This window comes from Kosakonia sp. AG348 (assembly GCF_003337365.1).
GTDB lineage: Bacteria > Pseudomonadota > Gammaproteobacteria > Enterobacterales > Enterobacteriaceae > Kosakonia.
In genome coordinates, this window is sequence record NZ_QPJR01000002.1 from 145,810 (window position 1) to 170,545 (window position 24,736).

The 24,736-nt window shown below is 54.7% G+C and carries 20 protein-coding genes; 11 read left to right on the forward strand and 9 right to left on the reverse strand.

What is annotated here, in order from left to right:
- Positions 1–93: 93 nt before the first annotated feature.
- Positions 94–3,996 (forward strand): ATP-dependent RNA helicase HrpA, encoded by a 3,903-nt coding sequence (gene hrpA, locus DFO56_RS04545; protein ID WP_045508618.1) that lies wholly within the window; start codon positions 94–96, stop codon positions 3,994–3,996.
- Between the two features lie 111 nt (positions 3,997–4,107).
- On the opposite strand, the gene DFO56_RS04550 is transcribed toward hrpA, so the two are convergent.
- The 4 genes from DFO56_RS04550 to DFO56_RS04565 are packed head-to-tail and all read right to left on the reverse strand — an operon-like array spanning position 4,108 to position 8,921.
- On the reverse strand, positions 4,108–4,767 hold the full coding sequence (locus DFO56_RS04550; RefSeq protein WP_016495931.1) for an O-methyltransferase: 660 nt from the start codon (positions 4,765–4,767) through the stop codon (positions 4,108–4,110).
- A gap of 26 nt (positions 4,768–4,793) precedes the next feature.
- Positions 4,794–6,170 (reverse strand): efflux transporter outer membrane subunit, encoded by a 1,377-nt coding sequence (locus tag DFO56_RS04555; protein WP_045508135.1) that lies wholly within the window; start codon positions 6,168–6,170, stop codon positions 4,794–4,796.
- On the reverse strand, positions 6,167–7,249 hold the full coding sequence (locus tag DFO56_RS04560) for an HlyD family secretion protein (RefSeq protein ID WP_016495933.1): 1,083 nt from the start codon (positions 7,247–7,249) through the stop codon (positions 6,167–6,169). The genes DFO56_RS04555 and DFO56_RS04560 overlap by 4 nt, the downstream gene beginning before the upstream one ends.
- A gap of 19 nt (positions 7,250–7,268) precedes the next feature.
- Complete coding sequence (locus DFO56_RS04565; RefSeq protein WP_016495934.1) at positions 7,269–8,921, reverse strand: MFS transporter; 1,653 nt, start codon at positions 8,919–8,921, stop codon at positions 7,269–7,271.
- 241 nt (positions 8,922–9,162) lie between these two features.
- On the opposite strand from DFO56_RS04565, the gene DFO56_RS04570 reads away from it, so the two are divergent.
- The 3 genes from DFO56_RS04570 (at position 9,163) to aldA (ending at position 12,307) form a co-directional block, all read left to right on the forward strand.
- Positions 9,163–9,612: a GNAT family N-acetyltransferase gene (locus DFO56_RS04570; protein ID WP_045508138.1), complete on the forward strand. Its 450-nt coding sequence runs from the start codon at positions 9,163–9,165 to the stop codon at positions 9,610–9,612.
- A gap of 254 nt (positions 9,613–9,866) precedes the next feature.
- A complete protein-coding gene (locus DFO56_RS04575) occupies positions 9,867–10,667 on the forward strand; it encodes a YdcF family protein (RefSeq protein ID WP_045508141.1) in 801 nt (266 codons plus the stop codon).
- A gap of 200 nt (positions 10,668–10,867) precedes the next feature.
- Positions 10,868–12,307: an aldehyde dehydrogenase gene (gene aldA / locus DFO56_RS04580; RefSeq protein ID WP_045508143.1), complete on the forward strand. Its 1,440-nt coding sequence runs from the start codon at positions 10,868–10,870 to the stop codon at positions 12,305–12,307.
- A 34-nt stretch (positions 12,308–12,341) separates the two neighbouring features.
- Here aldA and DFO56_RS04585 read toward each other — a convergent pair whose 3' ends face one another.
- Together DFO56_RS04585 and gap are read right to left on the reverse strand one after the other, a co-directional pair.
- Positions 12,342–13,268: an alpha/beta hydrolase gene (locus tag DFO56_RS04585; protein ID WP_045508146.1), complete on the reverse strand. Its 927-nt coding sequence runs from the start codon at positions 13,266–13,268 to the stop codon at positions 12,342–12,344.
- Between the two features lie 51 nt (positions 13,269–13,319).
- A complete protein-coding gene (gene gap, locus DFO56_RS04590) occupies positions 13,320–14,321 on the reverse strand; it encodes a type I glyceraldehyde-3-phosphate dehydrogenase (RefSeq protein WP_045508149.1) in 1,002 nt (333 codons plus the stop codon).
- A 190-nt stretch (positions 14,322–14,511) separates the two neighbouring features.
- On the opposite strand from gap, the gene cybB reads away from it, so the two are divergent.
- Together cybB and DFO56_RS04600 are read left to right on the forward strand one after the other, a co-directional pair.
- Complete coding sequence (cybB, locus tag DFO56_RS04595; protein WP_045508621.1) at positions 14,512–15,042, forward strand: cytochrome b561; 531 nt, start codon at positions 14,512–14,514, stop codon at positions 15,040–15,042.
- A 192-nt stretch (positions 15,043–15,234) separates the two neighbouring features.
- The gene (locus tag DFO56_RS04600; protein ID WP_370447795.1) at positions 15,235–16,560 is read left to right on the forward strand and encodes an MFS transporter; all 1,326 of its coding nucleotides are present in this window, start codon (positions 15,235–15,237) and stop codon (positions 16,558–16,560) included.
- Between the two features lie 178 nt (positions 16,561–16,738).
- Here the strand turns inward: DFO56_RS04600 and DFO56_RS24580 are convergent, their stop codons facing one another.
- On the reverse strand, positions 16,739–17,080 hold the full coding sequence (locus tag DFO56_RS24580; RefSeq protein WP_071925195.1) for a hypothetical protein: 342 nt from the start codon (positions 17,078–17,080) through the stop codon (positions 16,739–16,741).
- A 272-nt stretch (positions 17,081–17,352) separates the two neighbouring features.
- Between DFO56_RS24580 and DFO56_RS04605 the strand changes: the two genes are divergently transcribed.
- From DFO56_RS04605 to DFO56_RS04625, 4 genes are all read left to right on the forward strand, one after another.
- Positions 17,353–17,982, forward strand: coding sequence for a LysE family translocator (locus tag DFO56_RS04605; protein ID WP_045508152.1), 630 nt, complete (start codon positions 17,353–17,355; stop codon positions 17,980–17,982).
- A 1,044-nt stretch (positions 17,983–19,026) separates the two neighbouring features.
- The gene (locus DFO56_RS04615) at positions 19,027–19,302 is read left to right on the forward strand and encodes a metal/formaldehyde-sensitive transcriptional repressor (RefSeq protein ID WP_016495945.1); all 276 of its coding nucleotides are present in this window, start codon (positions 19,027–19,029) and stop codon (positions 19,300–19,302) included.
- Between the two features lie 32 nt (positions 19,303–19,334).
- Positions 19,335–20,453: an S-(hydroxymethyl)glutathione dehydrogenase/class III alcohol dehydrogenase gene (locus DFO56_RS04620; RefSeq protein WP_045508155.1), complete on the forward strand. Its 1,119-nt coding sequence runs from the start codon at positions 19,335–19,337 to the stop codon at positions 20,451–20,453.
- 154 nt (positions 20,454–20,607) lie between these two features.
- Positions 20,608–22,302 (forward strand): methyl-accepting chemotaxis protein, encoded by a 1,695-nt coding sequence (locus DFO56_RS04625; protein ID WP_044489349.1) that lies wholly within the window; start codon positions 20,608–20,610, stop codon positions 22,300–22,302.
- A gap of 54 nt (positions 22,303–22,356) precedes the next feature.
- On the opposite strand, the gene DFO56_RS04630 is transcribed toward DFO56_RS04625, so the two are convergent.
- A complete protein-coding gene (locus DFO56_RS04630) occupies positions 22,357–23,319 on the reverse strand; it encodes a DUF3829 domain-containing protein (protein ID WP_016495948.1) in 963 nt (320 codons plus the stop codon).
- Between the two features lie 176 nt (positions 23,320–23,495).
- The gene (locus DFO56_RS04635; protein ID WP_045508158.1) at positions 23,496–24,164 is read right to left on the reverse strand and encodes a DUF2076 domain-containing protein; all 669 of its coding nucleotides are present in this window, start codon (positions 24,162–24,164) and stop codon (positions 23,496–23,498) included.
- A gap of 214 nt (positions 24,165–24,378) precedes the next feature.
- Between DFO56_RS04635 and DFO56_RS04640 the strand changes: the two genes are divergently transcribed.
- Positions 24,379–24,699: a metalloregulator ArsR/SmtB family transcription factor gene (locus DFO56_RS04640; protein WP_045508161.1), complete on the forward strand. Its 321-nt coding sequence runs from the start codon at positions 24,379–24,381 to the stop codon at positions 24,697–24,699.
- Positions 24,700–24,736: the final 37 nt, after the last annotated feature.

The window sequence follows — 24,736 nt, forward strand, 5'->3', positions numbered from 1 at the left end:
TTTCTTGAACAAGAAAAGGGTTGCGGCGATGTGCTATCCTACTGCGATTGCGAACTTAAGATGTTTCCCGGCAGTGCTCTGCCCAATAACGCTATGACAGAACAACAGAAATTGACGATTACCGATCTCAGCGCGCAGCTCAGCACCCTGATGCTACGCGACCAGCAGCGCTTCGCCCGCCGCCTGCATGGCAGCAAGAAAGTTAAAAATCCTGAATCTCAGCAAGCACTGCTGCAGACGCTGGCGCAAGAGATAAACGAAGCCGCCGGAAAAGTGGCGCAGCGCGAAGCCGCGCGCCCGACCATTGATTACCCGGACAACCTGCCGGTCAGCCAGAAAAAACAGGCGATCCTCGAAGCTATCCGCGATAACCCGGTGGTGATTGTGGCCGGTGAAACCGGCTCCGGTAAAACCACGCAATTACCGAAAATTTGCATGGAGCTGGGGCGCGGCATTAAAGGGTTGATTGGTCATACTCAGCCGCGTCGTCTGGCGGCGCGCACCGTTGCCAACCGTATTGCCGAAGAGCTGAAAACCGAGCCGGGCGGTTGCATTGGCTATAAAGTGCGTTTCAGCGATCACGTTAGCGACAACACCATGGTCAAGCTGATGACCGACGGTATTCTGCTGGCGGAAATCCAGCAGGATCGCTTGCTGATGCAGTACGACACCATCATTATCGATGAGGCGCACGAACGCAGCCTGAACATCGATTTTCTGCTGGGTTATCTGCGTGAATTACTGCCGCGCCGCCCGGATCTGAAAATTATCATCACCTCCGCCACCATCGATCCGCAACGTTTCTCGCGCCATTTCAATAACGCGCCGATTATCGAAGTGTCCGGGCGCACTTACCCGGTGGAAGTGCGCTACCGGCCGATTGTCGAAGAAGCGGATGACACGGAACGCGACCAGCTTCAGGCGATATTCGATGCGGTGGATGAGCTTGGGCGCGAAAGTGCAGGCGATATTCTGATCTTTATGAGCGGCGAGCGGGAAATCCGCGATACCGCTGATGCCCTGAGCAAGCGCGATCTGCGCCACACGGAGATCCTGCCGCTGTATGCGCGTTTATCAAACAGTGAGCAGAACCGTGTATTCCAGCCGCACAGCGGGCGGCGCATCGTGCTGGCGACCAACGTGGCGGAAACGTCGCTGACCGTACCGGGCATCAAATATGTCATTGATCCGGGTACGGCGCGCATCAGCCGCTACAGCTATCGCACCAAAGTGCAGCGTTTGCCGATTGAGCCGATTTCACAGGCTTCTGCCAACCAGCGTAAAGGGCGCTGCGGCCGCGTGTCGGAAGGGATCTGTATTCGTCTCTATTCAGAAGATGATTTCCTGTCACGCCCGGAATTTACCGATCCGGAAATTCTGCGCACCAACCTGGCGTCGGTCATTTTGCAAATGACGGCTTTAGGGCTCGGTGATATCGCCGCCTTCCCGTTTGTTGAAGCGCCGGATAAACGCAATATTCAGGATGGTGTTCGCCTGCTGGAAGAGTTAGGCGCGATCACCACCGACGAGCAGCAGACCGCCTACAAACTGACGCCGCTGGGCCGCCAGCTATCGCAACTGCCGGTCGATCCGCGCTTAGCGCGTATGGTACTGGAAGCGCAAAAACATGGCTGCGTGCGCGAAGCAATGATCATTACCTCGGCGCTGTCGATTCAGGATCCGCGCGAAAGACCGCTGGATAAAAAGCAGGCTTCAGACGAGAAGCACCAGCGCTTTCATGATAAAGAGTCTGATTTCCTCGCTTTTGTGAACCTGTGGAATTACCTGGGCGAGCAGCAAAAAGCGCTCTCGTCAAACCAGTTCCGTCGTCAGTGCCGGGTGGATTACCTGAACTATCTGCGCGTGCGCGAATGGCAGGATATCTACACCCAACTGCGCCAGGTGGTGAAAGAGTTAGGGATCCCGGTCAACAGCGAGCCTGCGGAATATCGCGAAATTCATATCGCGCTGTTAACCGGTTTGCTGTCGCATATAGGTATGAAAGATGCCGACAAACAGGAATTTACCGGCGCGCGGAATGCCCGTTTTTCCATCTTCCCGGGCTCGGGTTTATTCAAAAAACCGCCGAAGTGGACAATGGTTGCGGAACTGGTGGAAACCAGCCGTTTGTGGGGGCGCATCGCCGCGCGCATCGATCCGGAATGGGTTGAACCGGTAGCGCAGCACCTGATTAAACGTTCGTACAGTGAACCGCACTGGGAGCGGGCGCAGGGCGCGGTAATGGCAACGGAAAAAGTGACGGTTTATGGTCTGCCAATCGTTGCGGCGCGCAAAGTGAACTACAGCCAGATTGACCCGATGCTGTGTCGTGAGCTCTTTATTCGCCACGCGCTGGTCGAGGGTGACTGGCAAACCCGGCATGCTTTCTTTCGCGACAACCTGAAACTGCGCGCGGAAGTGGAAGAACTGGAGCACAAATCACGCCGTCGCGACATTCTGGTGGACGACGAAACGCTGTTTGAGTTTTATGACCAGCGCATCAGCCACGAGGTGATTTCCGCCCGCCATTTCGATAGCTGGTGGAAAAAGGCCAGCCGTGAAGCCCCCGATCTGCTCAACTTCGAAAAGAGCATGCTGATTAAAGAGGGCGCAGAGGGTGTCAGTAAGCTCGATTACCCCAACTTCTGGCATCAGGGCAACCTGAAGCTGCGTCTGAGTTATCAGTTTGAACCGGGCGCGGATGCCGACGGCGTCACGGTACATATCCCGCTGCCGTTATTAAACCAGGTCGAAGAGAGCGGGTTTGAGTGGCAAATTCCCGGCCTGCGCCGCGAACTGGTGATTGCGCTGATCAAATCACTGCCGAAACCGACGCGGCGCAACTTCGTTCCCGCGCCAAACTACGCCGAAGCGTTTCTGGGGCGCGTTACACCGCTGGAACTGCCATTGCTGGATGCGCTGGAGCGCGAACTACGTCGGATGACGGGGGTTACCGTCGACCGCGACGACTGGCACTGGGATCAGGTGCCCGATCACCTGAAAATCAGCTTCCGCGTAGTGGATGACAAGAACAAGAAGCTGCTGGAAGGGCGCTCGCTGGCCGAACTGAAAGAGCGCCTGAAAGGCAAAGTGCAGGAAACTCTTTCTGCGGTGGCCGATGACGGCATCGAGCAGAGCGGTTTGCATATCTGGAGTTTCGGCCAGTTGCCGGAAAGCTACGAGCAAAAACGCGGTAACTACAAGGTAAAAGCCTGGCCTGCGCTGGTCGATGAACGTGACAGTGTCGCGATCAAGCTGTTCGATAACCCGCAGGCGCAGCAACAGGCGATGTGGCGCGGTATCCGCCGCCTGCTGCTGCTAAATATTCCGTCGCCGATTAAATACCTGCACGAAAAATTGCCAAACAAAGCCAAGCTGGGGCTCTATTTCAACCCGTACGGCAAAGTGCTGGATTTGATTGATGACTGCATTTCCTGCGGCGTGGACAAACTGATTGATGACGCGGGCGGCCCGGTGTGGACGGAAGAGAGCTTCGCCGCGCTGCATGAAAAAGTGCGCGCCGAACTGAACGAAACGGTGGTGGAGATCGCCAAACAGGTCGAACAGATCCTGACGGCGGTGTTCAATATCAACAAGCGGCTGAAAGGGCGCGTGGATATGACCATGGCGCTCGGGCTGTCGGATATCAAAACGCAAATGAGCGGGCTGGTGTATCGCGGGTTTGTTACCGGCAACGGTTTCCGCCGTCTGGGCGACACGTTGCGTTACCTGCAAGCCATCGAGAAGCGGCTGGAAAAACTGGCCGTCGATCCACACCGCGACCGCGCGCAGATGCTGAAAGTGGAGCAGACGCAGCAAGCCTGGCAGCAGTGGCTGAATAAACTGCCGCCGGCACGCCGGGAAGATGAGGATGTCAAAGCGATCCGCTGGATGATCGAAGAGCTGCGCGTCAGCTACTTTGCGCAGCAACTGGGGACACCGTATCCCATCTCCGATAAGCGTATCCTGCAGGCAATGGAGCAGATTAGCGCCTGAACAGAGAACCGATAGTCGCCCGGTTGCGATGCCTACCGGGCTACTATCATCGCTTTCGCGCGTTGCCAGCTAAGCGAGTTTCCCATCCGGCAATGATTTGCACCGGTAACCTTACGCATTCACCCAGGCAAGCGTAAAGCCGTCCCATCCCTTGACGCCGACCGTTTGCATGGCAGTGGCCGTCAGGCGCGGGTCGGCGCCAATCATCTCAATGAATTTACGCACGCCCTGCACACTGGCATCGGTGGTCGTCGGGTTAGTCACTGCGCCGTCGCGCACCACATTATCGCCAATAATCAGCGTACCTGGACGGGCATAGTGCATCGCCCATTTCAGGTAGTTCGGGTTATTGGGTTTGTCGGCATCGATAAAAATCAGATCGAACGGCGGGCGTTCGCCGAGGTTTTCCAGCGTCTGCAGCGCCGGGCCTTCGGCAACGGTGACCTGATGCGCCACCCCGGCAAGCTGCAGGTTTTCACGCGCTATCGCCGCGTGTAGCGGATCGGCTTCCAGCGTCAGCAGTTCGCCGCCGGTTGGCAGCTCGCGCGCCATCCACACCGTGCTGTAACCGCCGAGCGTACCGATTTCAAGAATGCGCTTCGCCCGCACCATGCGCACAAACAGCGCCAGTAATTGCCCCTGAGCGGGCGAAACATCAATGGCCGGAAGCCCTGCGCGCTGGTTATTTGCCAGCACCTGCGTCAGGATTTCATCTTCCGGAATCAGCTGTTTTACTAAGTATTCGTCAACCGCGGACCACTTCTGCTGCATAGCATTACTCCTGGTTTATTAGAAACTTAATTCAGCCCGGACCAGCCACCTCCCAGTGCGCGATAGAGATCCACCTGCGCCAGTAACAGATTGTTTTTAACCTGCACCGCGCTCAGTTGAGCGGAAAACAACGTGCGCTGGGCGTCCAGCACGTCCAGATAAGAGGAATAACCGTTGTGATAACGGTTTTGCGCAATGCGTAACGTCTCCTGCGCGACATCGACCTGCCCGGCAAGCTCGGTGAGCTGCTCGCCCAGACGGGTGATGGCATCAAGGCTATCGTTCACCTCTTTGAACGCGTTGCGCACGGTTTTTTCATAGGTGTAAAGCGCCTGATTACGCTGCGACATCGAGACATCGACCTGCGCATTCAGCGCCTGGCGGTTGAGCAACGGGGCAAGAATGCTGCCGCCAATGCTCCACAACCGTAGCGGATTATCCAGCAAACCGGGCAGCGTATTGTCCTGCATACTACCGGTTGCCGTCAGGTTAACCGACGGCAGTAATTTCGCCTGCGACGCGGCGAGTGTCGCATCGGCGGCAACCAACTGGCGCTGTGCCTGCACAATATCCGGCCGCCGGTTGAGCAAACTTGACGGTAACTGCGAGGGCAATGTCAGCGGTGTTAACGCCGCAAATTCGCCACGATTCACCGCACCCGGATTATTACCCAGCAGCACACTCAATGCATTTTCCTGCTGGCTTATCTGATGTTGCAGCACCGGGATCTGCGCGCGCGTGCTGCGCAACTCGGAATCCGCTTGCATCAGCTCCAGCCGGGAAGTATAGCCGGTCTCATACTGTCGCCGGGCAAGTTTGAGCGCATCTTCCCGCGCTGCCAGCGTGGATTGCGTGACCTGTAATTGTGCATCCAGCGACAGCAGCGTGAGATAACCGGAAGCGACATTGGTCGCCACCGTCAAATCGGCCGCCGCTGCCGCTGCTTTCTGGGCTTCCAGCGAGGCGTCTGCCGCGCGAGACGCGCTGCGGCTGGCTCCCCAGATATCGACGTTGTAACTGGCCGTCAGATTGCCTTTGTACAAGGTGCTGTAAACGGGTAAACCCGTGGCGGCAGATTGCGACCGGGCGCGGGTGCCGGAAATTCCGGCGTCCAGTTCGGGGAACAGGGCGCTGTCGGCGGCGTAAACCCGCGCCTGATATTCATTGACCCGCTCGCGGGCGATCAGCACGTCGCTGTTGTGGCGTAGTGCCTGGTCGACATAGCGGTTTAGCTGGCTGTCGTGAAAGTTACGCCACCAGACGCTATCCGTCTTGCTGACCGGACCCGCCTCGCTGCGCCAGGCCGCCGGGATCTGCAGCGACGGTTGGGCTTGCTGAACATCGGCAGACTGGCAAGCGGCAAGGGTGAGACTCAACGCGACAACGGTGAGACGCCGCTTCATTGCTCTGCCTCCCGCGTATCAATATGTACCTGCACCGACATTCCAGGGCGCAGCCTTGCCAGTTCGTCAGGTTTCGCCTCCACCTGGATACGCACCGGAATGCGCTGGGCGATTTTGACAAAATTACCGGTGGCGTTATCCGGGCTGATAGCGCTAAATTCCACGCCGGTAGCCGGTGAGATGCTCTCCACGCGCCCGTGGTAGCTGCGCCCATCCAGCGCATCGACGGTAAAGCGCACTGGCTGCCCGACAACCACATTTGCCAGTTGCGTCTCCTTCAGGTTGGCGATCACCCAGCGTTGCGACGGCACCAGCGAGGTCAGGTGCGTTCCGGCGGTGACATACGCGCCAAGGCGCACGCTGATTTGCCCCAGTTGCCCGTCGCGAGGGGCGACGATACGGGTGTTTTGCAGATCGATTTGCGCCAGTTCAAGCGCCGCTTTGGCGTTTTCCACATCTGCCTGTAGCGACCCGCGATTAACGATGGTGGTTTGCAGATCCTGGCGCGACATCTCAAGCGTCGCTTGTGCCTGGGCAATACTGGCGGTGTTCTGCGCGGCGGTGGCGAGGGCGGCGTCGCGTTCACGAATGGAGAGCGAGCCGTCTGCGGTCAGTGCTTTCACGCGTTTTAAATCTGCCTGGGATTTCAAATCCTGCGCTTTGGCGCTGGCAAGCGCGGCTTCGTTGCGGGCAATGACGGCCTGCGCACTTTTTCGCTGCTGGAGGTTGTTATCCAGCGCAGCCAGCTTCATCGCCAGCGTGGCTTTCGCCTGATCGACGCGCTGGCGGTAGATTCGGTCATCGATCTGCATAATCAGATCGCCTTTTTTCACGACGGCGAAATCCTGTACCGGCACGTCGGTGATGTAGCCGTTCACCTGCGGGCTGATAAATGTTGTCTGGCCACGTACATAGGCGTTATCAGTAAACTGGGTATGGCGCGTAAACGGCGGCAACTGCCAGGCGTAAAGGATCACCAGTACACCCACCAGGCCAATCGCGGCGGCGGAAAAAAGAGAAACCACACGTAAGTTGCTGCGGGTATTGGCCCGCTCTTTGGCGGCATCCTGCTGGCTCATAGACACTCCAGTAACATTATTATTTGCTCCCAGTGGCCCGCTTCAACACAAGGCGGGCAGTAATACGCAGGCGCAACAAGCGCCATAAAATCCAAATCAGCGTGGCGGCGGCAATGCTGGCCGTCAGCAGATAAGTATCGTTGTAAGCCAGAATATTCGCTTCCAGCGTCGACACCGTTTGCAGCTGCGTCACCGCCTGCGCGCTAAGCAATGTGCTGTCGCCAAGCTGGCTTTGAAACATCTGGCTGTAATATTGCAAACGCTCATTGACCAGTGGGTTTAAGGTGGTGAGCTGGTCCGCTAACAGGCTGGAGTGATACTTTTCCCGCCATGTCTGAAACGTGCCGAGGATCGCCGAACCCAGCAGCCCGCCGATATTCTGGCTCATGCCAAACAGCACCGAGAAACTGACCAGGTTGCGCGGCTCCGCCACCACGCCGCCAATCCCTGCCAGCATCGCTGGTGCGATAAAAAACGCACTGGCAAAACCGAGTAAAAACTGGCTTACCATCAACTGATTGGGGCGCGTCAAACTGGTGGACTGGCTATCAAGCAGCGAGGCGATAATCATCAATGCCAGCGAGGTGACAATCGGCCATGCCAGTCGCTGGGGTTTAATCGTCAGGCAACTGGCGGTAATACCGCAGATGATACCTGCCAGGATCGACCACGCCAGGCTGGTCATTTGCTCGTTTTGCAGGCCAACATATTGCAGCCAGCCAAACACGCCGGTGTTCTGCTCGGCGAGCACAATGCGGATCAGCAGCATAATCAGCCCAAGACGCACAATGCTGCCGCTGGAGAGCCAGCGGGTGTTGAGCAGCGGGTTACTGCGGTTGTGTTCAAAGGCTATCGCCGAGACGATCAGCACCACGGCGCCTGCCAGCGCCCAGCCGATCCAGGGCGCTTCAAACCACCAGTCCAGCCGACCCAGCGACAGCACTGCGCACAGCAGCGCCATGCCTGGTGCGAGCAGAAAGAAAGTGATGAAATCTTTCTTTTCAAACACTTTTTTACGATCGCCCGGCGGCAATTTTAAGGCGATCACACAGCCAAGCGAGAGCAGCGCCAGCCCAAGTTCGAACAGGTACAGCCCGCGCCATTCATCCAGTTGCAGCAGCTCGGTAGAAAAGAGGCGGGCAATCGGAATCGCCAGCGTCGAACCGGTAATACCAATGGTCAGCGCTTTTAAGCGATGTTTCGCCGGCCAGGCCTGAATCTGATAGTAAATGCCGAGCGAACTGAGTGCCGCCGCCACCATGCCGTGCGCGGCGCGGACAAACAGGGCAGAACTGAGATCGTTGATAAACAGGTGGAAGAAGGTCACCAGTACATACAGCACCAGAAACCCTTCGGTAAACGCGCGCAAACCGTATTGCTGGCGAAACTTTACCAGCAGCAGGTTAATTGACACATTGGTCATCACATACACGGCGGGCAGCCAGGCGATCTCCGTCGACCAGGCGGCAAACGTGCCTTGCAGGTTTTGCAAATTAGCTGTCACCATCGCGTTGCCGAGCGCGCCGGTCATGCAAACCAGCAGGCCAACGACACCATAGGCGATACGGCGCGGAGTGCTGTGATAAGGGGTGGAAGGCGAACCCAGCAGCATCGGTTTTTCATGCGGCTGCCATTCGCGTGGGCTATACGGGTCGCTTTTCGGCAAACGCATTACATTTTCCTGACCGGGCTAAGGGTGATCGTTCGCGACGGTAAGTTGTGCGCGCATGAAGATGTCGGGGACAGCTGTAATCCATATAGAAACAAAGGTTGTTAATGTGAATGGTTAGCGGGCTAATGATTCTACTTGTGCCGTCAAAGGCAATGCAAGCGCATAAGAAAAATATAGGTTACTGACGTTAAGTGATCTGCTTTATTGATAAAAATAAACAACTATAGGTGACAACGTCACAATGAGTACACTAACCATTACGCTTACCGGGGCAAGCGATCCTGCATGCCTGCAACTTCAGGACGCGCTTTCCGATTACCTGCAACACCTCACAGGCAGCAGCGGCAGAGCCTCGTTTGACGCCGCAGCCTTAGGTGAGCGGGGCTTCTTTTTGCTGGCACAAGAAAACGCGGTGGCGGTGGGCTGCGTTGCGGTTCGTGAATTGTCCGCCGGGATCGGTGAAATCAAGCGCATGTATGCGCGCCCCGGCACGCGCGGCGTAGGCGCTCGGTTGCTCCGCACGCTTGAGCAGCATGCGCGGGAGCGCGGTTTTCATGCGTTGTGGCTGGAGACGCGCAAAATCAACCAGCGTGCCATTGATTTCTATCAGCGCAACGGCTTTCGGATCCGTGAAAACTTCGGCACCTATATTGGCAGGCCGGAAGCGGTATGTTTCGAAAAAGCGTTGTGACCGGTAGGTGCGGTTTCGTTAGTGCGCGAATGTGCGCAACATAAAACGTATGCCGTTTTGCCTGCTTAACGCCAGGTTACAGGCGCTGTCTTCAATGGGGCAGATACAGCGGTAATCCCTGCATCGCGGGTTATTGCACATGTTTCAAAAAGGCTACAGAAACTTACCTGAACCGCTGCGAACAGGATTCGGAGTGATCCCCTGTTCTGCGGGTGTTGACGCGGTAGGCTGTAAGTTAACGCGAAGGAGGTTCTATGCTGATGACGACTTTTCCTGCCGTATCAGAGCGCACGCTGGCGGCGGCAAATACGCTGGGCGCATGGCTGGCGCAAAATGATTTTGTCGGTAAGCCCACGCCCGTGCGGGCTGATGTGGTGATCCTCGCGGGTAATGCTGTCATTCCTGCGATCGATGCCGCCTGCGCACTGGCGGCGGCGCAGCAAACGCCGCTTCTGATAAGCGGTGGCGTCGGGCACTCCACCACCTTTCTTTATTCGGCTGTCGCCCGGCATCCACGCTATAACGTCGTGCGTACCACCGGGCGCGGTGAAGCGGCAATTCTGGCCGATATCGCGCACCGGTTCTGGCAGATTGATGCGAAACAGATCCTGATTGAGGACAAATCCACCAACTGCGGCGAGAACGCCAGGTTCAGCATCGATATGCTGATGTCGCAGGGAGTAAAACCGAAAACCGTGATGGTGGTGCAGGATCCCACCATGCAGCGCCGCACAATGGCGACGTTTGCCCGCGTCAGCCAGCAGTGTCACGATGCGCCGCACTGGCTGAGCTGGCCCGGCTTTACTCCGCAGTTAACCAACACGGCTGAGGGGCTGGCATTCCAGCCGCAGCAGCGAGGCTTATGGTCGGTTGAGCGTTATTTGTCGTTGCTGCTGGGGGAAGTGCCGCGTCTGCGCGATGATGCTAATGGCTACGGGCCAAACGGCCGTGATTTTATCGTTCATGTTGATTTCCCGGAGGAAGTCGACGCTGCCTGGCAGGTTTTAATGGCCGATACCACGCTTACTGCGGCGCTCGGCAGCCGCGCTTTGTAACCCCAATGCCCGTTTGCGCAGACGTTGCCGCAAACGGGCATTTCCTCCGCTGTACTTGTCACGGTTTTGTTGCTTTTTAGCGCCCCTTTTATGCGTTCTCTCACAAAAGTTGCCCCTGGCTGTAGGAAAAATGTCGTGCGCGAATAGATTTTTAACAACGAATTCACTTGTTAAAAACAATGTCATTACAGGAGCGAGGCATGACAGCACCGGTACAGCACCCTATGTTTATCGATGGTCAATTCGTGAGCTGGCAAGGCGATACGTGGTTGGATGTTATCAACCCGGCAACCGAAGCGATCCTGGCGCGTATTCCCGATGGCACCGCCGAAGACGCGCGTAAGGCCATTGACGCTGCCGAACGGGCGCAGCCAGGCTGGGAAGCGCTGCCCGCTATTGAGCGCGCGGGCTGGTTACGCAAAATCGCGGCGGGTATTCGTGAAAAAGCGTCTGAGATCAGTGCGCTGATTGTCGCCGAAGGGGGAAAAATCCAGCAACTTGCGGAGGTGGAAGTCTCCTTTACCGCCGATTACATCGACTATATGGCCGAGTGGGCGCGGCGCTATGAAGGCGAAATTCTGCAAAGCGACCGTCCGGGCGAAAATATCTTCGTGTTTAAACGCCCGTTGGGTGTCACCACTGGCATTTTGCCGTGGAATTTCCCGTTCTTCCTGATTGCCCGCAAAATGGCGCCCGCGCTAATTACCGGCAACACCATCGTGATTAAACCGAGCGAATTCACACCGAACAACGCGATCGCCTTCGCGAAAATCGTCCATGATGTCGGCTTACCAAAAGGCGTTTTTAACCTGGTGCTCGGGCGCGGGGAAACCGTTGGGCAGGAGCTGGCGGGGAATCCGAAAGTGGCGATGGTCAGCATGACCGGCAGCGTTGGCGCGGGTGAGAAAATCATGGCGGCAGCGGCGAAAAACATCACCAAAGTGTGTCTTGAACTGGGCGGCAAAGCACCGGCAATTGTTTTTGATGATGCCGATCTTGAGCTGGCCGTGAAAGCGATTGTTGATTCCCGCGTCATCAATACCGGGCAGGTGTGTAACTGCGCCGAACGCGTGTATGTGCAAAAAGGAATTTATGACCGCTTTGTCAATCGACTTGGCGAAGCCATGAAAGCGGTACAGTTTGGCGATCCGGCGCAGCGCAACGATATAGCGATGGGGCCGCTTATCAATGCGGCGGCACTGCAACGCGTTGCAGAGAAGGTCGAGCGCGCCGTGTCTGAAGGCGCGCGCGTGGTACTCGGCGGCAAGGCGGTCGCCGGCAAAGGCTATTTTTACCCGCCGACATTGCTGCTCGATGTGCGCCAGGAGATGGCCATCATGCATGAAGAGACGTTTGGCCCGGTGCTGCCGGTGGTTGCGTTCGACACGCTGGAAGAGGCGCTGGCGATGGCCAACGACAGCGATTATGGCCTCACGTCGTCGGTATATACCCGCGATCTGACGACAGCAATGAAAGCCGTGCGGGGGCTGAAGTTTGGTGAAACCTACATTAACCGCGAGAATTTCGAATCGATGCAGGGTTTCCATGCTGGCTGGCGCAAATCGGGCATTGGTGGGGCGGATGGACGCCACGGCCTGAACGAGTATCTGCAAACGCAAATGGTCTATCTGCAGTCCTGATATACGCAGCCCCCGCGCATGACGGGGGCTCGTTTCATACTTTGGTTGCTATCCACGCCATCATCAGTTCCGGCCATATTGCCACCGGTAAGCCCAGCGCATCGCGAATGCCAAAACCGTGTTTCCCCTGTTCGAACAGATGCATCTCAACCGGCACGCCAAGGCGGCGCAGGGCGCTGAACATAACCACGCTGTTTTCCACTTTCACTGCCGGGTCATCGACCGCGTGCAACAGAAAGGTCGGCGGCGTGTTTTCATCGGCCATTTGCTCTGCGGAGTAGCGACGGATCTGTTCGTCGCCCAGCGTATCGCCAATCAACTGCTGGCGCGACATCGGGTGGTCAATCTCCTGGTGCATGGTAATAACCGGATAGACCAGCGCCATAAACGCCGGGCGGGCGTGTTGCTTATCCATCTCATCAACGGGGTGATAGACGTTTTCGTTGTAGCGTGTGCCAAGGCTGGCTGCGGCGTGGCCGCCGGCGGAAAAACCCATAATGCCAATACGTTCAGGATCGAGTCGCCACTCCTGCGCACGGGCGCGAATGACGCGTATCGCGCGTTGCACATCGGCCAGCGGCGCGTCCGCACCTTCCTCATGCCCGTCGCCGGGCAGGCGGTAGGTCATGACAAACAGGGTGTAACCTTTGGCATTAAAGCAGGGGGCCAGCGCGCTGCCTTCTTTATCCAGCACCACGCGGCGATAAGAACCGCCAGGCGTGACCAGAATACCGACACCGTTCGGGTTTTGTGGCGCGTAGACAGTAATGTGCGGAGCGCGTACGCCGGTGACTGATCGGTCAAAAGGCGAGGGGCCGGTATGATGCTCTTCAAGCTGAAACTTCACTGGGCTTACCGCGGCACCCGGAGCTTCGCCGGTTGGCCAGACGGGGAACGTCGTGGCGTGTTGTACCGCTACTTTTATCAGGGTGAGTAAATCTTCCGGGCTGATATTTCTCATGTGCTGCCTGGTTTGAATACGCCGGGTTATTACCCGGCGTGGATGGAGAGATTACAGTGCGCGATATTTTTCCAGTACGCGAACCAGCTGAGTGACAAAACCGTATTCGTTGTCGTACCAGGAGACGGTTTTGACCAGTTGTACACCGCCAGCTTCGGTGATCTCGGTTTGCGTGGCGTCAAAAACGGAACCAAAATGGCTGCCGATAACATCAGAAGAGACGATCTCATCGTCGGTATAGCCGAAAGATTCATTATTTTCGGTGGCTTTTTTCAGCGCCTGATGGATCTCATCGACCGTCACTTTCTTCTCTAATATGGATACCAGTTCGGTAACGGAGCCGGTTTTCACCGGTACGCGCTGCGCGTGGCCTTTCAGCTTGCCGCTCAATGCCGGGATCACCAGACCGATGGCTTTCGCCGCACCGGTAGTGTGCGGAATGATGTTTTCCGCGGCGGCGCGGGAGGCGCGCAGATCTTTCCCGCGCGGGCCATCGACCAGCGCCTGCGTACCGGTGTAGGCGTGGATGGTGGTCATGGTGCCGACTTTAATGCCGAAATTATCCTGCAATGCCTTGGCCATCGGCGCGAGACAGTTGGTGGTGCAGGAAGCCACAGAAATAATGGTGTCCTGCGCATTAATCGTGTCGTCGTTAACGTTGTAGACGATAGTTTTCATCTCGCCTGCCGGAGCGGAAATAAGCACTTTTTTGGCTCCGGCGTCGATGTGCGCCTGCGATTTTTCGCTCGATGTATAAAAACCGGTACACTCAACGATGATCTCAGCACCGGCGCTGCGCCACGGAATATTTTTCGCCTCTTTTTCTGCATATACCGTGATGGTTTTGCCGTTAACGATCAGCGCGTCTTCGGTAAAATCCACGCTCCAGCCGAACGGACCGTAGTTGGAGTCATGCTTTAACAAATAGGCCAGCACTTTGGGTGAGGTCAGATCGTTGATCGCCACCACCTCTGCGCCGCTGTTGGTTTCCAGCAGGCGACGTAACACCAGGCGCCCAATGCGCCCGAATCCATTAATGCCAATTTTGCTCATCGATCTTCTCCATCAGAATGTAATGAATCACCGTTTTGCACTTATTTAGTGATAACCTGGCGGGCGTTATTGGGCAAATGAATCCCATTCAGGCAGTGGTAAGTCCCTGAAAAATGATAAGGAAAAGTTAATGAATTTTTAAGGAAAGCCCGGTATGTTGAACGCCGGTTCGTTCGTTTTGGGGTTCCTTATGCGTAGCAAATATTCCGGATTACAAATCGCCATTCACTGGCTGGTGTTCCTGCTGGTTATTGGCGCTTATTGCGCCATGGAACTACGCGGATTCTTCCCGCGCAGCTATCGTCCTTATTTCAATCTGGTACACGTTTCATGCGGCATTTCAATTCTGGTGCTGATGCTGGCGCGTCTGCTGGTGCGGCTGAAAAGCCCGACGCCGCCGATTGAGCCGAAACCGTCAGCGATGATGACCGGGCTGGCGCACCTTGGGCATCTGGTCATTTATATGCTGTTTATTGCCTTGCCCGTTATTGGCCTGCTGATGATGTATAACCGCGGTGGTCCATGGATTGCTTTCGGTATTACGATGCCGTATGCCGCCGAAGCGAATTATGATTTGGTGGATACGCTTAAAGAGTTCCACGAGCTGTTGGCCAATGTTGGCTATTTTGTCATTGCGTTGCATGCCGGTGCGGCGCTGGCGCATCACTACTATTTTAAAGACAACACACTGCTGCGTATGATGCCAAAAAAACGCGGCTAACGCTTCCTCGCTGCTGGCCCCGCATCCTGCGGGGCTTTTTCATTTCTGCGCGTCTAAAATGTGATCCTGTCGGGTTTTCCACATTGAAAAGCAGGGCGGAAATCACATTTTACGCCATCCGTGCTGTGCGCAATTCGTACAAGCAGTGTAGATAGTATATCTATTATAGAAACACTATCGGGCGGAGGGGATATGACACAGCCAGTACAGGAGTCTCTTGATCGGATGGCAACACAAGAACACGCTGCCGGATCGCGCAAATTACGCAAAGTGCTGCTCGCCACCGGCATTGGTCACTTTGTCGAATGGTTTGACTTTGGCCTGTATGGCACGCTCGCCGCCATTATCGGCCTACAGTTTTTCCAGGCGGGCGATCCGAGCGTCGCACTGCTTTCGTCGTTCGCGGTCTTTGGCGCGGGTTTTATTATGCGCCCGCTTGGCGGGCTGTTTTTCGGTTCGTTGGGCGACAGAAAAGGGCGGCAAAAAGTGCTGGCAACGGTGATCCTGCTCACCTCCGGTGCCACCTTCGTAATGGGGCTGCTACCGACTTATCATCAGATTGGTATTACCGCGACGGTGCTGCTGGTGATAACGCGCCTGATTCAGGGCTTTGCCGCAGGGGGCGAAAGCTCGGGCGCGACAACCTACCTGGCGGAATATGCCCCCACGGAGCGCCGTGGCTACTTCACCTGCTGGATCGATAACTTTGGTTTTATGGCGTTTGTCGTCGGCTCCGGGCTGGTCTTTCTGCTGACGGCAACGCTCGGTGAAAGCACCATGAGCGACTGGGGCTGGCGCATTCCCTTTTTAATTGCCGGGCCGCTGGGCTGGGTCGGTCTGTATTTACGAAAACATCTGGAAGATTCGCCAGAATTTCTCGACGCCATGAAGAACGGGCAAACCGAATCCGCGCCGCTGCGTAAAGCGGTAACCACTGCGTGGGGCGCGTTGCTGTTCTGCGTCGGTTTTGTGGTGATCAAAGCGGTCGGGCACTGGACGCTGCAAACCTTTATGCCGAGCTATCTCTCCACCGAGTTGCACTTCTCGAAACTTAACGCTTACGCCATCACCACGATTGGTCTCTTTTCCGTGGCGGTGCTGGTGCCGTTTATGGGCTATCTGTCGGATAAATATGGCCGTAAACCGTTAATGCTGACCGGGTGCGCCGGGTTTATTCTGCTGAGTTACCCGGCCATGATGGTGATGGCGAACGGTGATGTGCTCTCTGCTGTGCTGGCAATGGTGATGCTGGGGGCGTTTATCGCCGCGTTTGATGGCGCCTGTACCGCCGCAATGGCGGAACTTTTCCCCACCAGCGTGCGCTATGGCGGCTTGTCTATCGCCTATAACTTTGCCGTCGCCTTCTTTGGCGGCATCACACCCTGGTTTTCCGCCTGGCTCATTACCAGCACCGGCGATAAATTTTCGCCCGCCTTCTATGTGATGGGCGCGGCGCTCATCACCTTCCTGACAGTGCTGCGCGCCCGCGAAACCGCAGGGCAGCCGTTAAAACGCTGACGTTTGCCCGGAGGAGCCCGCCGGGCTATCAGGTAAATCTTAAACAGGATATTGCGCGTATCCGTCACGGAGCAGGACGTGGCGGGTGCGCGCAATGGCCGATGATTTTCTTTCGCTTACATCTACAGGGGAATATTTATTTGTCCGTTCGGGGAATAAATATCAACGTGATATTAACCTAGGAAATCATTTTTATTCCATAGGGACAAAGTTCGAATAAACACGTCTGCTGCTTTTCACAATTCCGTAATGAAACGTTATCATTACCAGGACAATGACAACTGGTTTTTAAAGTCCGCCAGATAGCAGGGAAAAAGGGCATGGTATGAATAACGCGAAAATTCTGTGGTTTTCCATCAATGGATACCCGTGCGCCATCAGTATGTAAGTAGTTGTTTGGTCGTAAAAAATAGTTGCCGCGATACCAGACAATAACCGACAGATGCTCACTATTCCTGGCGACAGCAAACGCCGTGCCTGTCGTTGGGGAAAGCAGCATATCCGTAATATCCCAGCGCATAAGTTCTCCTTGCTAATAGCATAATGCCTCACTAAGAAAAATCTTATCAAATAATTCTCGCTAGTCCTAAGTTAAATTTTATATTTAATATTGTACTGATTAACCTACGATATATTTAATTAAATTTACTTAGGATTTTGATATCAGACAAAAATGGTGGGGTTTTGTACAATATATTTTAAGATTGTTATCCTTTCCCGGTGAATACATTATGTTTTCTCTCTGCTAGAGTCATCACGTCACTTTAGTCTCGCCTTGTCAGGAGGTTTCCCGTGCTGTTGTCCAGTCTGATTGCGATCGCCGCTGTGCTAATGATGGGGGTAATGAGCCCAGGTCCGAGTTTTATTTACGTTGCGCGTAATTCACTGGCGCATTCACGTGTGCATGGTTTAGTCACCTCGCTGGGAATGGGGGTTGGCGCGGCAACTTTTGCGCTGATGGCGATGCTGGGATTGCAAAGGGTGCTGAATGCGGTGCCGGAACTCTATATGGCGCTAAAGATAGCAGGGGGCGCGTATCTTATCTGGATGGCGGTGAAGATTTTTCGCGGCGCGTCACAACCATTGACGCTCTCTGTGAACCATAACGACGCACCCAAAGGGCTGTGGAAGACGTTTCGTGATGGGTTGTTTATTCAGTTAAGCAACCCGAAAACGGCTATCGTATTCGCGTCTATTTTCACCGCGCTGCTGCCAGCCACTATTCCAACGGTCTTCTATTATGTGATCCCGCTGATGAGCTTTGTGATTGATGCGGGCTGGTATTCGCTGGTGGCGCTGCTGCTTTCATCCGAGAAACCGCGCCGCGTGTATTTGCGCATCAAAACAGCGGTGGACAGAACCTCGGCCACGGTACTGAGTATTTTAGGGATCAAGCTGATTTATTCGTCGCTGGTGAAGTAAAACTGAGGCTGAGTACCGCAGGGGGTGGCAACCTGGGAACTATTGTCGGTCAAAACGCTGGCCGACAATAGTTGCTTGTATTAAGAACGCGAGTTAACTCTTCTTTGTGCGAAGAATTAATTTAACGATCACGAACATAATCGATGCATAAACACAAAGCATAATGACAAACGCAAAGAATGAGGTGGGATCGGCATCGGCTTCATAAGGCGTGGAAATCAACGGGCGAAAGGTTGCATAAGCCCAGTCTGAAACGCCAACGGTTAAGCTATTGAGCGGCATTCCATATATTGATAAACAAAATGCAGCCACGAAGCAGATAAAAAAGAGCCCCACGTTTTTAATGATTAAAATAACTCTCTCCCATAGCATCGATGCGATCATACGCTGAGAAGGGCATATTACCTTTGCGTACCTAATCATTTCTGCCTGACCAGTCGAAAGTCAGCAGGGCAGAAAAATGGAATTTATCCCTGGCTAATTCCTGAACCATTATCATTGCCGTCAGTAAGAGGGCAAATTTAGACGTATCGTTTTTTTAACTTGCGAATAGCAAGCATCGTGGTTTTATAAATGACGATTGCAAACAGAAATGAGCAGACAATCCAGGTAATAACCCACAAATCGTCGACATTCTCCTGGCTAACATTGCCATGCATCCATGAAGCAAAAACTTCTTGAAAGGAATAAATCATAGCTCTGCTGTAGATAAAAACAGCGATTGACAAGGTGAGACACTATACAACTCATCAAACTAGCAAAATTTCTCGTGATCTTGTTTTTAAGTAACCTTGTTCAATGCAGACTGTCCGGCCTGGCAGTGGGATATCTGCTCTTAATGGGGTGCTGGTGCAACCTACCAGTGTACATTTATCTTCATTGAAGACACTCTTTCAAACAAATTTGGGGCCACTCAATAGTCTTGTGTCTCGTAGTGTCAGTTGTACTGAAACGCCTAACCTTCTGATATCCATGCAAAACATATTGTTTACATCGTACTAAAATAAAAGTTACCATACCCCCCTATAGTATCAAGGAGGTCGTATGCCCCATTCACCAGAAGATAAAAAACGCGTGCTTACGCGGGTTCGTCGCATTCGTGGCCAGGTTGATGCATTAGAGCGCGCGCTGGAAAGCGGCGAGCCCTGCATCGCGATTTTGCAGCAAATCGCCGCCGTGCGCGGCGCAGCCAATGGTCTGATGGGCGAAATGGTTGAAATTCACCTCAAAGATGAGCTGGTCACCGGCGAAACCACTGCCGATCAACGCGCGGTGCGCATGGCGGAAGTCGGTCATCTTCTGCGCTCTTATCTAAAATAAGCAATAAGCCATATACAAAAAGGAAGCGACTTATGAAATCACGTGCAGCTGTGGCCTTTGGGCCGGGTCAACCGCTCAAAATCGTCGAGATAGACGTAGCGCCGCCAAAAAAGGGTGAAGTGCTGGTGCGCATCACACACACCGGCGTTTGCCACACCGATGCATTTACGCTTTCTGGCGACGATCCGGAAGGCGTGTTCCCGACGGTACTCGGCCATGAAGGCGGCGGCATCGTTGTGGAAGTCGGCGAAGGGGTGACCAGCCTGAAACCGGGCGACCACGTTATTCCGCTCTACACGGCGGAGTGCGGCGAGTGTAAGTTCTGTAAATCCGGGAAAACCAACCTCTGTCAGGCCGTTCGCGCCACACAGGGCAAAGGCCTGATGCCTGATGGTACAACCCGTTTCTCGTATAATGGCGAACCGATTTATCACTACATGGGCACCAGCACGTTCAGCGAATACACCGTTTGCGCGGAAATCTCGCTGGCGAAAGTTAACGAACAAGCGCCGCTGGATAAAGTCTGTCTGCTGGGCTGCGGTGTAACCACCGGCATTGGCGCGGTGCATAACACGGCGAAAGTCAAAGAGGGCGATACGGTCGCAATCTTTGGCCTCGGCGGCATCGGTCTGGCGGCTATCCAGGGCGCAGTTCAGGCGAAAGCGGGACGCATTCTGGCGATTGATACCAATCCGGACAAATTCCCTCTCGCCAAAGAGATGGGCGCAACCGACTTTATTAACCCGAAAGATCACGACCGGCCAATCCAGGACGTGATTGTCGAAATGACGGACGGCGGTGTGGACTTCAGTTTTGAGTGCATCGGCAATGTGAACGTCATGCGTGCCGCGCTTGAGTGCTGCCACAAAGGGTGGGGCGAGAGCGTCATCATCGGCGTGGCGGGCGCAGGGCAGGAGATCAGCACCCGTCCATTCCAGCTGGTGACGGGGCGTGTATGGCGCGGTTCCGCCTTCGGCGGTGTGAAAGGTCGTACACAGCTGCCAGGCATGGTAGAAGATGCGATGGCGGGCAAAATTCGCCTCGATCCCTTCATTACACATCGTATGCCACTGGAGCAGATCAACGATGCCTTTGAGCTGATGCATCAGGGGAAATCTATCCGCACCGTTATCCATTTCGGCGAAAAGTAACGCTCCCTCACGCCAGCGGTGTCACCGCTGGCGCAACCAAACTCCAAATCTGTGACCGCTGACGCGCTTTTCGCCATAAGAATAATCCAATTATTGCCGATGCCTATATATCATTCCTGTTGTACGTATCAGACATATATGAGAGTCGATAGCCATGGATAAAAAAGCAGCGATGCAAAGAACACAAGGCATTGGTTTTATGCACAATATTCGATTGGTTCCCCTGTTTTCTTCCATTCTCGGCGGCATCTTAGTGCTATTTGCATTAAGTTCCGGTCTGGCGGGTTACTTCCTGATGCAAGCGGATCGCGATCAGCAGGATGTCACACAGGAAATCCAGGTGCGCATGGGATTATCCAACAGTTCGAATAACTTACGCATAGCGCGTATCAGCCTGATCCACGCCGGCGCGGCCAGTCGCATCGCCGAAATGGAAGATATGAAAAACAACGTGGCTGAAGCAGAAAAACGCATGAAGCAGTCACAGGACGGTTTTAATCAATATATGGAACGCCCGGTCAAAACCCCGGCGGACCTTGCCCTGGATGGCGATCTCACCACCCGTTTTAATGCCTACATCGCGGGCATGCAGCCGATGCTGAAATATGCCAAAAACGGCATGTTTGAAGCGATCATTAACCACGAAAGTGAGCAGGCGCGCCAGCTGGATGCGTCTTACAACGAAGTGTTGTTAAAAGCCATTGATATCCGTACCGCGCGTGCGCAGCGCCTGACCGAAGAGGCTCACAGCCGCACCCAGCTTGGGCTGATGTTTATGGCTGCCGCCTTTGCGTTAGCGCTGGTGCTGACGGTTATCACCTTTACCGTATTGCGCAGCGTAGTGATTAACCCGCTGCAACGTGCGGCTCAGCGTATTTCTCGCATCGCGACCGGGGATTTAACGGTAGCCGATGAGCCTGCCGGGCGTAGCGAAATTGGTCGCCTGAGTAGCGATCTGCAAGCGATGCAGCATTCACTGGTCACCACGGTCGCGACGGTGCGTCAGGGCGCGGAAGAGATCTATCGCGGCACCAGCGAGATCTCCGCCGGTAATACCGATCTCTCTTCCCGTACTGAGCAACAGGCTGCGGCCATTGAACAAACGGCTGCCAGCATGGAGCAATTAACCGCGACCGTGAAGCAGAACGCCGACAACGCGCACCATGCCAGCGGGCTGGCACGCGATGCCTCCGGCAAAGCGACCAAAGGTGGGCAGATTGTTTCTGGCGTCGTGCAAACGATGGGCAATATCACCAACAGTTCGCGCAAAATTTCCGAAATCACAGCGGTTATCAACAGCATCGCCTTCCAGACCAATATTCTGGCGCTTAACGCGGCGGTAGAAGCGGCGCGCGCGGGCGAACAGGGGCGTGGTTTTGCGGTGGTGGCAAGCGAGGTTCGTACGCTGGCAAGCCGCAGTGCGCAGGCAGCGAAAGAGATTGAAGCGCTGATCAGCGAATCCGTGAGCTTAATTGAACAAGGTTCCGGAGAAGTGGTTTCCGCCGGTGAAACCATGGGTGAGATCGTCACAGCCGTTAAGCGCGTGACCGATATCATGCTGGAGATCGCTGCCGCTTCTGATGAGCAGAGCAAAGGCATCACCCAGGTGAGCCAGGCGATCACGGAAATGGATAACGTCACCCAGCAGAACGCCTCACTGGTAGAAGAAGCCTCGGCGGCGGCGGCTTCGCTGGAAGAGCAGGCGGCTCGTCTGACCGAAGCCGTGGGGGCATTCCGTTTAACTGACGCGGCACCGCAGCGTCAGAATAATGCGGCATCGCCAACCAGCAAAACCTTCAAGCCACAGCGCCCGGCGCTGGCGCAGGGTGATAACTGGGAAACGTTCTGAGTATGCAGAAAACAAAAAAGAGGCCGGATGGCCTCTTTTTTTATGCGCAAAATCTTAACACTGGTTGGTGTTTAAGGCGCTGACCATATTGTTGTAGTTTTGCAGCAGGGATTGGGCGTCCTGTGTCTGCTGCGATTGCATCAGCTGAAACTGCGTTGACTGTTTGGCATCTTTTTCGTACTCGCCATTTTCGGTGCGCTCAATAATGTCACGGCCGGTGGAGAGATAGTCATTGGCTTTAGACAAAAGACTCGAACAGCCCGTTTTGTTGCTTTCGCGTACTTTGGCATCGTAAGCGGTAGCCATGCTGTTGAACTGATCGAGCGCCTCTTTGAATGCCGCCTTCTTATCGCCCAGTCCTTTGCCATCCAGCACGCCACCGGCGGCATCCAGGCTCTCTTTCAGGTAGTAGACCATCCCCATTTGCGCGTGCTCAAGCGTGCCTTTTTGCGTACGTTCGAATTCCGCTTTAATGCGCGCACGATCTTTTGCCTCGATACCTTCAAAGAAATTCGCCTGCGCAACGACCAGCATCTGCATGCTGCTCAACAACGCGGGCTGGATCTCGCGACCGTGAGCGCCATTATCGCTTTTGTATGTTTTTGCGCTGATGTAGTTGTACATATCGCGGCTTACCGGCTCGGCTTTTGCCAGCGCTTCGCTGTAAAGACGCCCCGGTTCATCCAGTTCCGGCATATCCGGCTTCATGCTGTGCGCTTTATCCAGATGTTCTTTAATACGCCCCATAGAGAGCGGTTCAGTAAAAAACAGATCATCCATTTTCTTTTTGCCATCGAAAGCGGGCTGTGTGTACTTCTGGTATTCAGCAAGTTGTTTACCGAAGTTGGCCGAGGTCATGTTAGCCGCGGCAATATATTCGTTGTACTTCAGCACTTCGGCCTGTTCGGCTGACGGCTGCGCTTCTTGCGTTTTGGTGGTTTTGTCGTCACAGGCTGACAGTGCCAGCAGGCAGGCGGCAACCGCCAGCGTACGTGCGACAGGTTTGGCGATGAACATCCCATTCTCCTTGTCCGAAAAAAGAAAAAACCGACTCATTTTTGCTGAGCGCCGCACAGGTTAGCATCAATGCCCGACTGGCAAGGGGCATGCCACCTGAATTGGTAGGTTTTAAAAAGGGGGGAGAAATTGCCCGGCAGACAGCGCCACCGGGCCAGGTTCAGGCGTGGGCAGCGTTAAATAAAGCTGTCGTCATCGTTGCTGTAATCGGTGTCATCAAAATCATCGTTCTGGTAAGAGTCATTGCCGAACGAATCGTTCTGATCGAGAAAACGGGTGTCGGAGGCATTACTAAAGTTGTCGTTCTGCGCGTTTTCAAACGACGAATTACCCGTCGCCGGTTCTTCAATAATATTCACGATCTCTTCCGGGCGGGACTGATGGAACATGCTGGTCAGCATTTCGGCCAGCACCACACCACCGGCAACGCCCGCCGCGGTTTGTAAGGCCCCGGCCATAAAACCGCTCCCGCGTGGCGCAGGTGCCGCCGAACGGGAATAATCCTGCTGCGGCTGCTGAGGTGCATTCCAGTTATTTTCCGGCTGTGGACTTTGGCTTCTCCCGCCGCCAAACAGGCCGCCGAGGAAACTGCCACCGCCGGTTTGCGGTTTGCTTTTTTGCGCCGCCAGCTCGCTTTCCAGTTGCTGGACTTTGCTCTGGAGCTGTTTTAGCGCCGCTTCCTGAATCAGGATCGATTGCGCCATATAGTACGGCGCGGCAGGTTGCTGACGCACAAATTCTGCTATCTGACGCTCAGCCTCGGCGTCGCGCTGGCCGTTCTGTTGCTCGGTCTGTTTCAGGCGCTGGAAAAGGCCGTTGATAAGCTGCTGTTCTTCATATTGCATGGCAATAACCTTCCGATCGCTGTGATAGATACTATTGAGTTTATCAGTGCCATGAATACGTGTCCGATGAGTGAAATGTTTGTTTAACATTGGTTGCAGCTGGGCAAAAAAAATGATGTGAAAGGCCAGATGTTCCGGTGATTCTCGTTGTCTCTTCAAAAAGCAATACATATGAATTACCATATATGTTATTTGGCGTCATTCAGGTAAAGGCATGCTGCAACCCGTTCAGCTTTTTAAAATTCTCGCCGATGAAACGCGATTAACCATCCTGCTGTTGCTCAGAGAGTCCGGCGAACTTTGCGTATGTGATATTTGCGCAGCGGCGGGGGAGTCGCAACCTAAAATTTCCAGGCACATCGCGATGTTACGTGAATATGGTCTGGTCGTTGATCGACGAGCAGGAAAATGGATCCATTATCGGCTGTCACCTCATATGCCCGCCTGGGCGGCAGCAACCATCGATACAGCATGGGATTGCTTGCGTGAAGAGACGCGAGCCAAACTGCAATCAGTGTCTTTGGGTTCGTGCTGATAACAAAACATATGCATAAATCCGTATATCATGGAGT

Excerpts from the sequence above, each read along its gene's own strand:
- hrpA (WP_045508618.1), top strand. The coding sequence starts at position 94 with ATGACAGAACAACAGAAATTGACGATTACCGATCTCAGCGCGCAGCTC.
- DFO56_RS04550 (WP_016495931.1), bottom strand. The coding sequence starts at position 4,767 with ATGCAGCAGAAGTGGTCCGCGGTTGACGAATACTTAGTAAAACAGCTG.
- DFO56_RS04555 (WP_045508135.1), bottom strand. The coding sequence starts at position 6,170 with ATGAAGCGGCGTCTCACCGTTGTCGCGTTGAGTCTCACCCTTGCCGCT.
- DFO56_RS04560 (WP_016495933.1), bottom strand. The coding sequence starts at position 7,249 with ATGAGCCAGCAGGATGCCGCCAAAGAGCGGGCCAATACCCGCAGCAAC.
- DFO56_RS04565 (WP_016495934.1), bottom strand. The coding sequence starts at position 8,921 with ATGCGTTTGCCGAAAAGCGACCCGTATAGCCCACGCGAATGGCAGCCG.
- DFO56_RS04570 (WP_045508138.1), top strand. The coding sequence starts at position 9,163 with ATGAGTACACTAACCATTACGCTTACCGGGGCAAGCGATCCTGCATGC.
- DFO56_RS04575 (WP_045508141.1), top strand. The coding sequence starts at position 9,867 with ATGCTGATGACGACTTTTCCTGCCGTATCAGAGCGCACGCTGGCGGCG.
- aldA (WP_045508143.1), top strand. The coding sequence starts at position 10,868 with ATGACAGCACCGGTACAGCACCCTATGTTTATCGATGGTCAATTCGTG.
- DFO56_RS04585 (WP_045508146.1), bottom strand. The coding sequence starts at position 13,268 with ATGAGAAATATCAGCCCGGAAGATTTACTCACCCTGATAAAAGTAGCG.
- gap (WP_045508149.1), bottom strand. The coding sequence starts at position 14,321 with ATGAGCAAAATTGGCATTAATGGATTCGGGCGCATTGGGCGCCTGGTG.
- cybB (WP_045508621.1), top strand. The coding sequence starts at position 14,512 with ATGCGTAGCAAATATTCCGGATTACAAATCGCCATTCACTGGCTGGTG.
- DFO56_RS04600 (WP_370447795.1), top strand. The coding sequence starts at position 15,235 with ATGACACAGCCAGTACAGGAGTCTCTTGATCGGATGGCAACACAAGAA.
- DFO56_RS24580 (WP_071925195.1), bottom strand. The coding sequence starts at position 17,080 with ATGCGCTGGGATATTACGGATATGCTGCTTTCCCCAACGACAGGCACG.
- DFO56_RS04615 (WP_016495945.1), top strand. The coding sequence starts at position 19,027 with ATGCCCCATTCACCAGAAGATAAAAAACGCGTGCTTACGCGGGTTCGT.
- DFO56_RS04620 (WP_045508155.1), top strand. The coding sequence starts at position 19,335 with ATGAAATCACGTGCAGCTGTGGCCTTTGGGCCGGGTCAACCGCTCAAA.
- DFO56_RS04625 (WP_044489349.1), top strand. The coding sequence starts at position 20,608 with ATGGATAAAAAAGCAGCGATGCAAAGAACACAAGGCATTGGTTTTATG.
- DFO56_RS04630 (WP_016495948.1), bottom strand. The coding sequence starts at position 23,319 with ATGTTCATCGCCAAACCTGTCGCACGTACGCTGGCGGTTGCCGCCTGC.
- DFO56_RS04635 (WP_045508158.1), bottom strand. The coding sequence starts at position 24,164 with ATGCAATATGAAGAACAGCAGCTTATCAACGGCCTTTTCCAGCGCCTG.
- DFO56_RS04640 (WP_045508161.1), top strand. The coding sequence starts at position 24,379 with ATGCTGCAACCCGTTCAGCTTTTTAAAATTCTCGCCGATGAAACGCGA.